General features: G+C 54.0%; 14 protein-coding genes and 1 pseudogene. 7 read left to right on the top strand and 8 right to left on the bottom strand.

Translation table 11 applies throughout. The features are described from left to right. Positions 1-146: 146 nt before the first annotated feature. From pspC to pspA, 3 genes are read right to left on the bottom strand one after another with little or no spacing between them, the layout of a single operon-like run. The gene (gene pspC / locus PG888_RS10320) at positions 147-551 is read right to left on the bottom strand and encodes an envelope stress response membrane protein PspC (RefSeq protein WP_021231384.1); all 405 of its coding nucleotides are present in this window, start codon (positions 549-551) and stop codon (positions 147-149) included. Then, the gene (pspB, locus tag PG888_RS10315; protein ID WP_005333672.1) at positions 548-784 is read right to left on the bottom strand and encodes an envelope stress response membrane protein PspB; all 237 of its coding nucleotides are present in this window, start codon (positions 782-784) and stop codon (positions 548-550) included. The genes pspC and pspB overlap by 4 nt, the downstream gene beginning before the upstream one ends. A 3-nt stretch (positions 785-787) precedes the next feature. Continuing rightward, positions 788-1,474: a phage shock protein PspA gene (gene pspA / locus PG888_RS10310; protein ID WP_182939472.1), complete on the bottom strand. Its 687-nt coding sequence runs from the start codon at positions 1,472-1,474 to the stop codon at positions 788-790. Between the two features lie 196 nt (positions 1,475-1,670). On the opposite strand from pspA, the gene pspF reads away from it, so the two are divergent. The 6 genes from pspF to PG888_RS10280 all read left to right on the top strand — a co-directional run bounded on the left by pspF (position 1,671) and on the right by PG888_RS10280 (position 8,112). Continuing rightward, on the top strand, positions 1,671-2,699 hold the full coding sequence (gene pspF / locus PG888_RS10305) for a phage shock protein operon transcriptional activator (RefSeq protein WP_182939471.1): 1,029 nt from the start codon (positions 1,671-1,673) through the stop codon (positions 2,697-2,699). 108 nt (positions 2,700-2,807) lie between these two features. Further along, on the top strand, positions 2,808-4,403 hold the full coding sequence (sapA, locus tag PG888_RS10300; protein ID WP_182939732.1) for an ABC transporter substrate-binding protein SapA: 1,596 nt from the start codon (positions 2,808-2,810) through the stop codon (positions 4,401-4,403). Between the two features lie 2 nt (positions 4,404-4,405). Beyond that, a complete protein-coding gene (locus tag PG888_RS10295; protein ID WP_042657605.1) occupies positions 4,406-5,365 on the top strand; it encodes an ABC transporter permease in 960 nt (319 codons plus the stop codon). 35 nt (positions 5,366-5,400) lie between these two features. After that, entirely contained in the window at positions 5,401-6,294 is an 894-nt protein-coding gene (locus PG888_RS10290; protein WP_042657606.1) for an ABC transporter permease subunit, read from the top strand. After that, positions 6,294-7,292, top strand: a complete 999-nt coding sequence (locus tag PG888_RS10285) for a peptide ABC transporter ATP-binding protein (protein WP_042657607.1) — start codon at positions 6,294-6,296, stop codon at positions 7,290-7,292. The genes PG888_RS10290 and PG888_RS10285 overlap by 1 nt, the downstream gene beginning before the upstream one ends. Before the next feature lie 34 nt (positions 7,293-7,326). Beyond that, complete coding sequence (locus PG888_RS10280; RefSeq protein WP_182933976.1) at positions 7,327-8,112, top strand: peptide ABC transporter ATP-binding protein; 786 nt, start codon at positions 7,327-7,329, stop codon at positions 8,110-8,112. A gap of 104 nt (positions 8,113-8,216) precedes the next feature. On the opposite strand, the gene htpG is transcribed toward PG888_RS10280, so the two are convergent. The 4 genes from htpG to PG888_RS10260 all read right to left on the bottom strand — a co-directional run bounded on the left by htpG (position 8,217) and on the right by PG888_RS10260 (position 13,828). Continuing rightward, positions 8,217-10,130 carry a molecular chaperone HtpG gene (gene htpG, locus PG888_RS10275; protein WP_042657608.1) on the bottom strand — a complete coding sequence of 638 codons (1,914 nt, stop codon included), beginning with the start codon at positions 10,128-10,130 and terminating at the stop codon, positions 8,217-8,219. Between the two features lie 179 nt (positions 10,131-10,309). Beyond that, positions 10,310-10,912 carry a recombination mediator RecR gene (gene recR / locus PG888_RS10270; RefSeq protein WP_042062229.1) on the bottom strand — a complete coding sequence of 201 codons (603 nt, stop codon included), beginning with the start codon at positions 10,910-10,912 and terminating at the stop codon, positions 10,310-10,312. 659 nt (positions 10,913-11,571) lie between these two features. Then, entirely contained in the window at positions 11,572-12,348 is a 777-nt protein-coding gene (locus tag PG888_RS10265; protein WP_182969152.1) for a hypothetical protein, read from the bottom strand. A gap of 94 nt (positions 12,349-12,442) precedes the next feature. After that, positions 12,443-13,828 (bottom strand): AlbA family DNA-binding domain-containing protein, encoded by a 1,386-nt coding sequence (locus PG888_RS10260; protein ID WP_182969153.1) that lies wholly within the window; start codon positions 13,826-13,828, stop codon positions 12,443-12,445. A gap of 211 nt (positions 13,829-14,039) precedes the next feature. Between PG888_RS10260 and PG888_RS10255 the strand changes: the two are divergent. Then, a pseudogene (locus tag PG888_RS10255) lies at positions 14,040-14,171 on the top strand (transposase family protein); the annotation flags it as partial. A 155-nt stretch (positions 14,172-14,326) separates the two neighbouring features. Here the strand turns inward: PG888_RS10255 and PG888_RS10250 are convergent. Continuing rightward, complete coding sequence (locus tag PG888_RS10250; protein ID WP_182969154.1) at positions 14,327-15,244, bottom strand: FRG domain-containing protein; 918 nt, start codon at positions 15,242-15,244, stop codon at positions 14,327-14,329. Positions 15,245-15,405 lie beyond the last annotated feature (161 nt).

Below are 15,405 nucleotides of genomic sequence, written 5' to 3'. Positions count from 1 at the left end.
TCTCCCTTGGTGGTTGCATCCGGCGTGTTTGGCCGTGCGATAGGTCGACCACTTATCCACGTCTGGATAGTTGGTGTCGATGGTGGCGCATCACAAAAGACTCCACCATCGACATTGGGTGCTTCAGCAGGCACTTTCGACAGGCACTACAGCTTGCGAAATTCCCGCTGCAGGGTGAACTCTCTGGAGGTCACCAGCTTCTCGATCCGCTGAACTCTCGGCTCCAGCGCGTCAAGTTCCTGCGCGATACGGCCCAGCGCCTGATGAGGGGTGACACCTGCCTGCCAGCTGCGCGCCTTCATCCGCACCTCGGCAAAGTCGGCATCCTCTTGCGAATAGAGGGTGACCGGCTTTTTATCGAGCAAGAACCAGGCGGCGATATAGGCGGTGAAGGTGATGAAACCGGCGAAGATAAGGCCACTGATGGCGAGCAGCCGCACGATCCAGGTCTCTACCCCGAAGTACTCTGCCAAACCGGCACAGATCCCGGCTATCTTGCCGCGCTGGGGATCGCGATAGAGGTTACGCCCTTCACGACTGACACTGCTCATACCTTGTTCCTCCAACCGGGTACTTCCGCATCCAGAATCGATTCCAGCGCGCCAACCCGCTCCTGCATCTTCTCGGTGCGGGCCAGCAACCCTTGCAGCTGTTCCCGCTCGCTATCGGCAAGACCGGCGCCAATCCGCCCCTTGGCACGGTAGTGCAGCACCAGCCAGATGGGGGCCACCACCACCATGAAGACCACCATGGGAACCATCAATACGCCCAGCAGATCTTCCATCTGTTACTCCCCCTGTTTACCTTCGCTCTTGCTGTCGCCCTGGCCCAGCTTCTGGCGCATGGCTTCCAGCTCTTTGCTTATCTGATCGTCCACTTCCAGCTCGGCAAACTGCTGCGCCAGCGCCTTGTCGGACTGACCCAGATCGGCGCGCGCTTCCATTTCGTCGATACGACGCTCCATCCGCTCGAACTTGCTCACCACCGCCTGGCTCTCGCCACGGGCTACCTGGCTCTGCACATTGAGACGGCTGCTGGCCGCTTCGGTGCGAATGGCCATCGCCTTTTGACGGGCGCGGGCATCTTCCAGCTTGGCTTCGAGCTGGCGGATCTCTTCAGCCAGCTTCTCGATGCCGCTGTCGACCGCCTGCTGCTCGCGGTAGAGGGTCTCTGACAACTCGGTCTGTTTCTTCTTCTCGATAAGGGCTGCGCGGGCCAAATCTTCACGCCCCTTGGTCAGGGCCAGCTCGGCCTTGGCCTGCCACTCATCGACCCGCTCCTGATGACGGGCGACCTGACGGCCAATCTCTTTCTGGCTGGCGAGGAAGCGGGCCAGATTGGAACGCTCCTTGACCAGCTCGTCTTCCATCTCCTGGATGATCAGGCGCACCATCTTCTGGGGATCTTCTGCCTTGTCGAGCAGGGCCGTCAGGTTGGAATTGATGATGTCGGCCAGACGGGAAAAAATACTCATGATTGCACTCCTGTTATTGGCATGGCGTTGTTTCTCCATTGACAATGGCAACTTGTGTGCCAATCTGGAACAAAATTTAACTTGTTGATTTATATGGGGCAGAATGGCTGGATTGCAAGATACCTCGCGCAAGTGATGATTAAATTCACCAACTTTTGGTAAGATTGACCAGCTTTTACAACTGACAGGGATCACTATGACCACGGCCACGGAAAGCCTGCTGGGGGAATCCAACGCATTTCTCGAGATCATTGAGCAGGCCTCACGGCTCGCCCCGCTGCGCAAACCCGTGCTGATCATCGGTGAGCGGGGGACGGGCAAGGAGCTGATCGCCCACCGCCTACATTATCTCTCGGCGCGCTGGGATCAAAGCTTTGTCACCATCAACTGCGCCACCCTGAGCGAGAGCCTGCTGGAGACCGAGCTGTTCGGTCACGAGGCGGGTTCGTTTACCGGCGCGGCCAAGCGCCATCAGGGCCGCTTCGAGCGGGCCGATGGCGGCACCCTGTTCCTCGACGAGCTGGCCACCACCAGCGCCCGGGTGCAGGAGAAGCTGCTGCGGGTCATCGAATATGGCGAGTTCGAGCGGGTGGGCGGGGCCAAGCCCCTCAAGGTGGATGTGCGGCTGGTCTGCGCCACCAACGAGGATCTCCCTGCGCTCGCCGACAAGGGGCAGTTTCGCCACGATCTGCTCGACCGGCTCGCGTTTGATGTGATCACCCTCCCCCCCTTGCGGGAGCGGCGGGAAGATATCCTGATGCTGGCGGAGCACTTCGCCCACAGCATGACCCGGGAGCTGGGCTATCCGCTGTTTGCCGGTTTCTCGCGTAAAGCAACCCAGTTACTGCTTGATTACCACTGGCCGGGCAACGTGCGGGAGCTGAAGAACGTGGTGGAGCGCAGCATCTACCGTCAGGGCAATCCCCAGCTGCCGCTCTCGACCCTGGTGATCAACCCGTTTGATTCACCCTGGCGACCACAGGCTACGCAACCTGCGCAAGAGGCCCGAAGCGAGGTACAATCCGCATCCCCCCTCACCCTGCCGCTCGATCTCAAGCAGGCGGTGGCGGAATACGAGATTAATTTACTCAAGCAAGCGATGCAGCAATCCCAGTATAATCAGCGCAAAGCCGCTCAACTGCTGGCCTTAAGCTATCACCAGTTCCGTGGCATGCTACGCAAGTATCAGCTGCTGGATGGCGATAACGATGCAGAACAAGAGTGAAGGAGCGCAGTTGATGCCGACGCCAGCAACACGCCAGCCTTCGCGCTGGCACATTTGTATCAAAACGTGCGTACAAAGCCCCTATAAGAACATGGTTCAACAATGAGAATGCTCACACCCTTGCTGCTGGGTCTGCTGGTGCTGGTCACCGGCTGCCAGAAGCAACCCGAGGCCTCCAAAACCGGACTCATCTATTGTGCTGAGGGCTCACCCCTCTCCTTCAATCCCCATGTTTCCAACTCCGGGGTGACACTGGATGCCAGTGCCCGTCCGCTCTACGACCGCCTGCTGGAGGTGAACCCCAACACCCTGGCGCTGGAGCCGGCGCTCGCCACCAACTGGCAGATCAGCGAGGATGGCCTCACCTATACCTTGACTCTGCGCAAGGGGGTGACGTTTCACCATACCCCCTGGTTCAAGCCCACCCGCACCTTCAATGCCGATGACGTGGTCTTCACCTATGCCCGCCAGCTTGACGAGCAGCACCCCTACCACAATGTCTCCGGCGGCGATTACCCCTACTTCTACAGCCTGGGGCAAGATCTGCTGATCAAGCGGGTGAGCAAGAAGGGGCCGCAGACGGTGGTATTCGAGCTGAACCAGCCGAACGCCTCCTTCCTCGCCACCCTGGCCAGCGACTATGCGGTGATCCTCTCCGCCGAATACGCCGAACAGATGCTGCAGGCGGGCACGCCAGCCCTGCTGGATAGCCGCCCCATCGGCACCGGCCCGTTCAGCTTCAAGGAGTATCGCCACAACGAGTTCATCCGCTATCTGCGCCACCCCGGCTACTGGGGCGGCGATGCCAAGATTGAACAGCTGGTCTACGACATCACTCCCAAATCCGCCAAACGGCTGGCCAAGCTGCTGACCGGCGAGTGCGACGTGATGAGCACCCCTTCCGCCAGCCAGCTCTCGGTGATCAAGCAAAATCCGGAGCTGAGCCTCTCGGTCCAGTCGGGGATGAACGTGGCCTTTTTGGCCCTCAATACCCGCAAGCCGCCGTTCAACAACGTCAAGGTTCGCCAAGCCATTGCCAGCGCCATCAATATCGACAACCTGTTGCAGGCGGTCTATTTCGATACCGGCCTGCCCGCCAACAGCCTGCTGCCCCCCCTCTCATGGGGTTACAACCCCAGCCTGCCCGAGCGCAAGCCCGACTTGAAACGGGCGCGCCAGCTGCTCAAGGAAGCGGGACTGGAAAAAGGGTTCGAGATGCAGGTGCTGGTACAACCGGACGCCCGCCCCTACAACCCCGATGCGGTCAAGACCGCCCAGCTGATCCGCAGTGATCTGGCCAAGGTCGGGATCAAGCTCAAGATCGTGCAACGGGAGTGGCCGGTGATCGAAGGCCGCCTCACCAAGGGGCAGTACGACAGCCTGCTCTCCGGCTGGATTGCCGACAACGCCGATCCGGACAACTTCTTCCGCCAGCTGCTGAGCTGCTCGGCGGTGGAGCGGGGCAACAACTACAGCCGCTGGTGCAGCCCGGCCTTCGATCAGCTGCTGGATGATGCGGTCACCACGCCCCAGCTCTCGTTCCGGCTGCGCAACTACTACTATGCCCAGACCCTGCTTAACGAACAGCTGCCGCTGATCCCGCTGGCGCACGCCTTGCGTACCCAGGTCAGCCGCAGCGACATCGAGGGGCTGACGCTGATGCCCTTTGGCGGCACCTCCTTCAACCAGGCTCACAGGGAGTAAGCATGCTTCTATACACCTTGCGCCGCATCAACCTGCTGCTCATCACCCTGCTGGCGCTGACCTTCGTCGCCTATCTGCTGGACTATCGGCTGATCGGCCATCAGATCAGCTTCTGGAGCGGCTACCCCGACTTCCTGCGCCGCATTTTTGCAGGGGACCTGGGGCTATCCAGCGTCTCCGGGCTGCCGGTGCTGGACGAGATCCGCCACTACTTCCCGGCGACCCTGATCCTCTGTCTGGCCGCCTTTGCCATCTCGCTGCTGGTGGGGATCCCTCTTGGCACCCTGGCGGCACTGTCACAGGGCAAGACGCTGGATCTCTCCATCATGACCGCCGGTCTGATCGGCTATGCGGTGCCGGTGTTCTGGCTGGCGCTGCTGGTAGTGATGCTCTTTTCGCTAGACCTTGGCTGGCTACCCGCATCGGGTCAGATCAGCCTGCTCTATGACGTGCCGCCCATCACCGGCATCGCGGTGATCGATGTGCTGCTCAGCCACGAGCCCTGGCGGCAAGCGGCGCTGCACGATGCCCTGCGCCACCTGATCCTCCCGTCACTGGTGCTGGCGGTGGTGCCCACCACCGAGGTGATCCGCCATGTGCGCAGCTCCCTCATCGACGTGATGAAGCAGAACTACATCAAGGCGGCGGCGAGCCGGGGGCTTTCCAAGGCGCAGATCGTCTGGCGCCATGGTCTGAAGAACGCCTTGCCGCCGGTACTGCCGCTGCTGGGTCTGCAACTGGGCAGCGTGCTCACCTCCGCCATGATCACCGAGGTGGTGTTCGAGTGGCACGGGATCGGTCGCTGGCTCATCAGCAGCATCGCCCTGCAGGATTACGCCGCCATTCGTGGCGCCACCCTGGTGGTCGCCAGTTTCGTGATCCTGACCAGCGTCAGCACCGAGTTGCTGACCACCCTTATCTATCCGGCACGGCGCAAAGAGTTGTATGCCAAACAAGATTGAACGCGCTCATGGCGTGACCAGGAGCCAGGTATCCTATGCAAGATAAATCGAACATCTATCCCGAGCTCAAGATCCTCTCGCCCCTTGAGCAGACGTGGGCCTCCTACAGCCGCAATCCGCTGGCCATGGCGGGGCTCTGGTGCTTTTTGCTGTTGCTGCTCATCACGCTGGTAGGGCCGCTGGTCGTCCCCTACGGCATCGATGAACAGCATGCCGACAAGCTGCTGCTGGCCCCCTCCTGGGCGGCGACCGGCAATATCGACTACTTCCTCGGCACCGATGATCTGGGGCGCGACATGCTCTCCCGGCTGGTGGTGGGGGCGCGGCTCACCTTCGGTTATGCGCTGGTGGTGGTGGTGATCGCCATGGTGGTGGGCTCCGCCATCGGCATCCTCGGTGGCATGAGCAAGGGGCTCAAGTCGAGCGTGCTGCACCACCTGCTCGATACCCTGCTCTCCATCCCCTCCCTGCTGATGGCCATCATCATGGTCGCCATCATGGGGCCGGGTTTTGGCAATACCCTGATTGCCATTACCCTCGCGTTGATCCCGCCCTTTATCCGGGCCACCTACAACGCAGTGCATGCCGAGATGCAGAAGGAGTACATCACCGCCAGCCGCCTCGATGGCTCGCCTCCCTTCAGGATCATGCGGCTGGCCATTTTGCCCAACATCGTCGAAACCCTGGTGGCCCAGACCACCCGCACCTTGTCGGCAGCCATCCTCGATATCTCGGCAGTCGGTTTTCTTGGCCTCGGTGCTCAGTCCCCTCAACCGGAGTGGGGCACCATGCTGGCCGATTCGAGCGACCTCATCTATCTCGCCCCCTGGACCGTCACCCTGCCCGGCATCGCCATCCTGTTTAGCGTGCTGGTCACCAATTTAGTTGGTGAAGGCATTCGTGAAGCACTCAAAGAGGGGAATGACTGATGCCTCTGCTCGACATACGCAATCTCACCATCGAGATCGACACCCCGCAAGGCAAGGTCAAGGCGGTGGACAAGGTGAGCCTGACCCTGACCGAGGGGGAGATCCGCGGTCTGGTGGGTGAATCCGGCTCAGGCAAGAGTCTGGTGGCCAAGGTGATCGTCGGTATCGAGAAGGATAACTGGACGGTACGTGCCGACCGGATGCGCTTCAACGACATGGATCTGCTGACCATGGCCCCCAAGGAGCGCCGCCGCATCATGGGTCGCGAGATCGCCATGATTTTTCAGGATCCCATCAGCTGTCTCGACCCCTCCGAGGAGATCGGCACCCAGCTGGAAGAGGCGATCCCGACCGATTCGTTCGAGGGGCAATTCTGGCAGCGCTTCCAGTGGCGCAAGAAGAAGGCCATCGCCCTGCTGCACCGGGTCGGCGTCAAGGATCACCGCAAGGTGATGCGCGCCTATCCCCACGAGCTGTCGGATGGCATGTGCCAGAAGGTGATGATCGCCATGGCCATTGCCAACAAGCCGCGCCTGCTGGTGGCCGATGAGCCCACCAGCGCCATGGAATCCACCACCCACTCCCAGATCCTGCGGCTGCTGGACAAGATGAACAAGCTGGGCAACACCACCATCCTGATCATCAGTAACGACATCGCAGCGATCGCCAACCTGACCGATACCATCAACGTGATGTACTGCGGCCAGATGGTGGAGGTGGGCACCCGGGAGCAGATCCTCGAGACCCCGCATCACCCCTATACCGATGCGCTGCTCAAATCGATCCCCGACTTTGACAAGCTGGTGCGCCACAAGTCGCGCCTCGAAACCCTGCCCGGCGTCATCCCGCCGCTGCAACACCTGCCCATCGGCTGCCGTCTGGGGCCACGCTGCCCCTACGCCCAGAAGCAGTGCGTGCAGACCCCGCTGATGAACAAGATCAAGGGCCATCAGTTCAGCTGTCACTTCCCGCTGAACATGGAGGAGCCGAAAAAATGATGACCGTTAATGCCCCCATGAAGGAGCCCCGCTTGTGATCGAGCCATCCCTGTTGCAGGTCAGAGGCCTTAGCAAAACCTACCAGAACCGCACCGGTCTGTTCCGTCGTCAGGCGGTGGAGGCGATCAAACCTCTCTCGTTCGACCTCGAAGTTGGGCAGACTCTGGCCATCGTCGGCGAGGCGGGCTCCGGCAAGAGCACCCTCGCCCGCATTCTGGCTGGCATGATCGAACCCACCAGCGGCGACATCGCCATCGACGGCCAGCTGATGGTGCACGGTGATTACCAGACTCGCTGCAAACTACTGCGGATGATTTTTCAGGATCCCAACACCTCGCTGAACCGCAAGATCCGGGTCGGCCAGATCCTGGAAACCCCGCTGCGCCTCAACACCGAAATGAGTGAAGAGGAGCGCCGCGAGAAGGTGGTGCAGACCCTGCGCATGGTGGGGATGCTGCCGGATCACGCCCTGTTCTACCCGCAGATGCTCTCCTCCGGTCAGCAGCAGCGGGTGGCGCTGGCGCGGGCGCTGATCCTCAACCCCAAGATCGTGGTGGCCGATGAGGCGCTCTCCACGCTGGATATCTCGGTACGCTCCCAGATCATCAACCTGCTGCTGGAGATGCAGGAGACCATGGGGCTCAGCTATGTGCTGGTGGCCAACGATCTGGGCATCGTCAGCCACATCAGCGACGAGGTGCTGGTGATGCATGAAGGGCGCGTGGTGGAGCGCGGCAAGACCCTCAAGGTGTTTGCCGATCCCCAGCACGAGGTGACCCGGCGTCTGATCCAGAACTACAACAACGAATACCGTAAATAGAGAGGCGCTGGCCGTCTCCCTTGCCGCTGTTTTCGCCGCGCTCACACGGCGGGATCAAAAAAGCCCACTGCATGCAGTGGGCTTTTTGTTATCGGAGTTGCGGCTTAGGCTTGCAGCAGCAGGCGGTTGATGCGGGAGACGAAGCTCGCCGGATCATTCAGCCCGCCCTGCTCGGCCAGCTGGGCCTGTTCGTGCAGCAGGGTGACCCACTCGCCGAACAGCGCCTCGTCTTCGATGGTGTCGAGTTTCTTCACCAGCGCGTGGTCGGGGTTGAGCTCCAGAATGTACTTCTGCTCCGGTACCGGCTGACCGGCGGCGCGCATCAGCTTGATCATCTGGGTGCTCATACCGTAAGCGTCGGTGACGATGCAAGAGGGTGAATCGGTCAGACGGTGAGTAACGCGCACCTCTTTCACCGCTTCGCCGAGGCTCTTCTTGACCCGCTCAACCAGACCAGCGTTGGCCTTCTCGGCCTCTTCCTGGGCCTGCTTGGAGGCTTCGTCTTCCAGATCGCCGAGATCCAGTTCGCCACGGGTGACGGAGATAAGCTGCTTGCCGTCGAACTCGGTCAGGTGGCTCATCAGCCACTCGTCCACACGCTCCCACATCAGCAGCACTTCGACACCCTTCTTGCGGAAGATCTCGAGGTGCGGGCTGTTCTTGGCAGCGGCATAAGAGTCAGCAGTGATGTAGTAGATCTTCTGCTGGCCTTCCTTCATGCGGCCAACGTAATCCTCAAGAGAGACGGTCTGGGCTTCACCCTCGCCAGCGGTGCTGGCAAAGCGCAGCAGCTTGGCGATCTCTTCGCGGTTGGCGTAATCCTCGGCCGGGCCCTCTTTGAGCACGTTGCCGAACTCTTTCCAGAACTTGGCGTACTTCTCGGCATCATCCTTGGCCAGCTTGGAGAGCATGGTCAACACGCGCTTGGAGCACGCCTTGCGCAGGGAGGCGGTCACCTTGTTGTCCTGCAGGATTTCACGGCTGACGTTGAGCGGCAGATCGTTGGAATCCAGCACCCCTTTGACGAAGCGCAGGTAGGTCGGCATAAACTGCTCGGCGTCATCCATGATGAAGACACGCTGCACGTAGAGCTTCAGACCGTGCTTCTGCTCGCGGTTGTAGAGGTCGAACGGTGCGCGGGCCGGTACGTAGAGCAGGCTGGTGTACTCCTGCGCCCCTTCCACCCGGTTGTGACCCCATAGCAGCGGATCTTCGAAGTCGTGAGCGACGTGCTTGTAGAACTCCTGATACTCCTCGTCCTTGATATCTTTCGGGTTGCGGGTCCAGAGTGCAGTCGCGCGGTTGACCTGCTCCCACTCGCCCGGAGTACCGACGATGGTTTCGCCATCCTCTTCACGATCCGGGGTGCCCTCTTTGAACATCTCGACCGGCACGCTGATGTGATCGGAGTACTTGCTCACCACGGAGCGCAGACGCCAGTCGTCGAGGAACTCTTCTTCCTCGGCACGCAGATGCAGGATAACGTCGGTACCGCGACCCTCTTTGGTCACGTCAGCGACGGTGAAGGAGCCTTCCCCTTCCGATTCCCACTGCACACCCTGCTCCGGAGCAGTACCGGCGGCACGGGAAACGACGGTCACCTTGTCGGCAACGATGAAGGCGGAGTAGAAACCGACCCCAAACTGACCGATCAGCTGGGAGTCACGGCCTTGATCGCCAGAGAGGTTTTTGAAGAATTCTGCGGTGCCGGACTTGGCGATGGTACCCAGGTGCTCGATCACCTGATCACGGGTCATACCGATCCCGTTATCGGAGATGGTCAGGGTACGCTTCTCTTTATCCACCACCAGACGCACACGCAACTGGCCGTCGTTTTCGAACAAAGAGGCATCGGAAAGCGCCTTGAAGCGCAGCTTGTCCGCCGCATCGGAGGCGTTGGAGATCAGCTCGCGCAGGAATACTTCTTTGTTGGAGTAGAGGCTGTGAGCCATCAGGCTCAGCAGTTGTTTAACTTCAGTCTGAAAGCCGTGGGTTTCGGCATGAACACTTTGGGTCATGGACCAATCCTCAGAAACATCGGGTTGAACATATGCCCAACCTAGATGGGGACGGCCAATCAAATATCAAGGGGCGAGTCTGCAATCCTGCTCACTCGCCCCTTTAAATCAGCTCAAACGGCTATTTATTGTCCAGTTCGCCCCCTGTTGATTCGGGGGCAACAAACCGGCTCACCTTGTTATTTCAAGCGCTGCCGCCCCATCAGGGAGTGGGACAGCGTGGTGCCATCCACCAGCTCCAGCTCACCCCCTACCGGCACCCCGTGGGCGATGCGGCTCACCTCCACCCCGGCATGACGGGCCATGTCAGCGATATACCAGGCGGTGGCATCCCCCTCGATAGTGGGATTGGTGGCGAGGATCAGCTCGCTGATGTGCTCATCCTTCAACCGGCGCTCGAGAATATCGAGCCCCAGCTCCTCCGGACCGATGCCGTCCAGCGGCGACAGATGGCCCATCAGCACAAAGTAGCGACCGGAGAACTGACCGGTCTGCTCGATGGCGGCCACATCCGCCGGGCTCTCCACCACACAGAGCAGGCCGTTTTCTTCCCGCTTGGGATTGGCGCAAATATCGCAGCGATCGTTCTCGGTAAAGGTGCGGCAGTGGCTGCAATGACCAATCTCGGTCAGGGCGCGAGAGAGCAGCTGGGCCAACCGCAAGCCGCCGCTGCGCTCACGCTCGAGCAGGGTAAAGGCCATCCGCTGGGCAGACTTGGGCCCCACCCCCGGCAATACCTGCAGGGCTTTCATCATCTCATCGAGCAGGGGACTGAACTTCATAACACTCCTTACACAGGCCTGCCCCTCGCTACCACCAGGGCCACGACGGGTCAGCAAAACAGGATAACGCCATTGGCGCAGGACTATACCCGAGCCAGCCCCCCATCGCCATCGGCTTGCCCACAGCGCCCGCGAAAAACGCGGATAGCAAAAAGCCCTGATGTTTCCATCAAGGCTTTCAATCTGGCAGTGCACTATGGCGCTGAACGTCAGATCCGCGCCGACAAGCCACAGAACTATTCGGCATTGCCGCTTTTTAAGACGAGCCGCAGCTTCGGACAAACCAAGCGAAGTTTTTCGCTCCACACTGCCAGCACCACGTCTGGATGGCGCCTAAAAACAAAAAACCGACCATCAGGTCGGTTTTTGCAATTTGGCGGTGAGGGAGGGATTCGAACCCTCGAAATCACTCACTAAAGCATTGTGAATCAACCAGTTACGGTTTTAAACAAAACAAAACAAAACAAAACAAAACAAAACAAAACAAAACAATGTCATGTTTATGTTGCACTGTCAATATAATTAATCATTAAATTATGGTATGTTTCATACCAATTACATTATATTCCAAACGCAATAGCTTCAGCATACTTATTAATTTAGAGAAAAACTCTCTTCTAGTAATAAATGACGTATAGCATAAAATATGTAGCCATTTATTATTCTAAAGCCGCTGAAAGACTAGTCATAATTTTTTGTTTTATTTTCTTTTTTAGTAACGCTCGCTCTTGTTCAAACAAAACACTTTGCTCTAATAAAGCTTTTTCAACCATAGACTTACACTTTATTTCGTTCAGCTTTATACTTTTATCAACTAAAGATTTTATGTCATCCGTGACTAAATGCGCCCATTTTCTATTCGCTTTGATCGCGGCTACAGCCCCCTTTCCAATTGGTAACGAATTTAAAATTGTAGAATCTATTAGGCCTAATCTAGAAAGAACATAAATAGACAATGCTAACTCCTCTGTGATCTTTGATTGGGTGTTATTTGCTCCTTTATGACTTCCATGTTCTTTGGTATCATTCATGTTTTCTTGATGAGTCCCCCACTGCAAGTTATTTATATCATTGTTATGTCGCCCCAAGCTCCCGTGTCTAGCATACGGCTTAGATATATCCTCGCCAATAAACGCTATTAATCTCGCTCTATGAAGAAGTAAAGATTTTGAGCGTTTCACTCTATTTGTATCAGCTGATATAGTAACATCAAAGTTAAGGTATGGACCTTTTGAAGTCTTTCTAGTAGATACTCTCCGATATTTCCCATCAAGTACTTCTACAACATTTATTTTTGTACTTTTATAATCAAACTCTCTATCTGATATTAAATAACGCTTATCATTTTTTATCTCAATGTCCTTTATAGGTTTCCATGAAACCCCTTGTTTTTCTGTAATAACGTTAAATTCCATACTATCTATATATATAGTCATAAGACCACTCTGTTTATAATCATGACATCTAGCGTCATCAATTTTTATTTTGCCACATTAATATTCATATAAATTAATATAAGAAAAAGTATGCCTATTGAAAAGTATTTGTTGGGACATTGCGAACTTTACTAAAACCCCAAGCGTCGGTATCATCTATTAACTCATTTGCATCGGATGTAATTCCAACTGCTTCAAATACTCGGAAGACAATTGGCATTGCAAATACATAGGGCACAGGTTGATATTCCTGATAACAATCAAAATTAACTATGCGCGTCGCCCTCTCATGGAAAGACATATTCTGCTCACTAGGTTCCTGTGGCACAACAATATTTTTATCCATGGTTAATGGAATAGAGTACTCTCTAGATCTTTTAATGAATTTTTCGGAGTCTACAAATGGAGATGTATGAAATACATTTCTTAGAGTGAAACATGAGAAAATATCTCGATTATCGTCTGTAGCTTTTAACATGTGAAGATAACAATTGGATAACGAAGCTACTATTTGTACAAAAATAGAGTAGTCAACTATTTTTATGTTTGAGTGACCTAAGTCATAGGCAAGCTGACAGTACTCTTTGCAATAATTATTTTCACCATGGGTTTTGATAAACTGACTCAAATCAAACAAATTCAATGGAATATCAAATCGTGCTACGCCATCATGCCACCACCTCAATGTAAGTGTCGGTTGACTTGGATCACTAACCTGTATTTGTCTTGCAATAAACCCATCTGTAGTTGAGTTAACTCCAGTCATTGGGGCATGTACACCTAAAATGTTTTTATTTGTATTTCTTACAATATTAGAAAACTCAGAAAATGACAGTTTTTTTGAAGGCCCAAGCTGTCCCTGTGCCGGTTTTAAATAGATATATGCCCATGGCGCGTCGGCTTGGTTGGATGGAAGCATAGGGACATCTGTTAGAAATTTAGACATTTTAATTTTTTTATCATGACCACGCTGCCACAATTCATCAAGAATATATCTATCTGTCTCTTCTCTGGGCTTAGATTGATCAGCCAACCTTCGATATATTCTGCCAGAAGAGTGTATATGAGGGGTGTTATGGCTCATAGGAATTCCAATAATTAGAATTGATCTCCCCTCTGCTAGCCCAATATCAACAAGTGGTCCGTGGATTATTTTTTCTTCATATAAAACCTCAGGGTTAATATGGGCCGAGGCCGCTTCTCTAATATCTCTAGATATTTTTTCTAAATCACTTCTTTGTACACCAATGAATTCCGCAGCAGTACGGCACCCATCAGAGCTTTCACTAACACCAAGGATTAACCAACCGCCATATTGATTGGCAAAAGCAGACATATGCTTTGCATAGTCGACAATTTTCAACCCCTGAATCTTATAGTCAATATACCAACCCTCTGAAACATCCCTTAATAAAAGAAGATCCTCCTCGTCAATATCATCAAGATGACTTTCAAATGGATAATAAGAGTAATTAAGCAACGCATTTCTCCCTATACCTACCAAATGGCTGGAACTACAATTGATATTTGGCTTTAATTAAAATTAATATATCTATATATAACACCATATACTATATCAGGGCGAGACCGTGAACTTACAGTTGGCAATATGATGTAAAAATGTTGCCTGTGATTTTGATTTGACCTCAAGATCAGCTTGTGATCTTATGCTCTCTTTTTAGGGACTCTCCATGCCGATTGATGCCGTTCTAACTCAGTTTTTTGCTGACATTCATGATCGTCGCCAAAACGCAAAAATTAATTATGCCTTCTATGACGTACTGTTTCTTACCGTTTGCGCGGTGATCGGGGGCGCCGACGGCTAGGGGATGCCTGAAATAGAAAAGTTACCACTTTCAAAGTCGATTATGTGTTCTGGGAAACTAATGTCCGACGATTTAGTTCTAAAGCGTTGCACCCTTCTAATCAATTCAATGGACATAGATAGCGTCCTTAATTAAAGGACATAGCATTCAACTCAGCGGGAATATGATACTTTAATGCTGAACGGTACGTATTCTTTAATGCTTGAAGAAAATTCAACATTATCCAAACCATAATCATTTTTAATAAACTGTGAAACCATGTCCATCTCAGGAAATAGTTTTGCTTTTGAAATGCCGACCCCAGATAACTGTTTCAAAATGCTCAACTTATCTGATGACTTGATAATGTATCGCTTATGTTTCGGCCTAAAAATCCACTCATCGGGAAGAGTAGCTGGAATGTGTTTATTTTGCCCGATACCAAACAATAAAAACGCACCATCTTGCCGGACGACTCTAGGGTTATCCATTTTTGGCTTTACACAAACTACACTTTTTACATGATTCGGGTTTATTCTTTCCAAAAAATGTGGTTTTTCTTGTTTAATATCATGCATTAGCTTTAAAGCATGATGATTTTCTTTATGATGAAACTTACTATAATCTCCATCAAATCGTTCAGCCACTTCAAAATCAGCTTTAGCCCATGCAACGTTAGACACAACGCTGACAGTATCGCTATCGAAATATTTAACCTCTGACTTAGGGATTTTAAAGAAAATAATTTCCCCATCCCTTTCATATTCGCCAACGCAAGCAAAATAAAGCGCAACCAATGGATTCTCTGTAATGTCAAGCAATCTTGTAGGTAAATCATAGTGCTGCATTTTTACTAGCTTTTCAAAACTGCTCTTCATAGAGATGAATTCGTTAGGGCAGCGCATGATAATCTCTCGAATGATCTTGTCTTCATTTGAAAACCAACGCTGATTTCGATATATCGAAGGCAGTAGCGAGAATTCTTTATTAGCATGCCCACGAAAGAAAAATAAACTATCTCTATCTTCCAGCTCTGGCATAATCCCAAGTAGAGTTCTCAGGCTCCCTAGCTGTGTTTCTTTTATTTCCAATGTCACTCCTTATTTTTATTTAAACGCCATCTACTGGCTCAGGCGGCCAATATTCGTACTAGGGCGAGAGCACAGATTCCAGTACAGGGCGGGAGCACACTTTGTTGATATTTTAACCAAAGAATAACTGAGCCCGATAGTCGTCATTCCAGCCGGCTCTT

It is taken from the genome of Aeromonas sp. QDB23 (assembly GCF_027707745.1).
Lineage (GTDB): Bacteria > Pseudomonadota > Gammaproteobacteria > Enterobacterales > Aeromonadaceae > Aeromonas > Aeromonas allosaccharophila.
The sequence above is the reverse complement of the archived record's forward strand: the minus strand, read 5'-3'. Positions and strand labels throughout refer to the sequence as shown.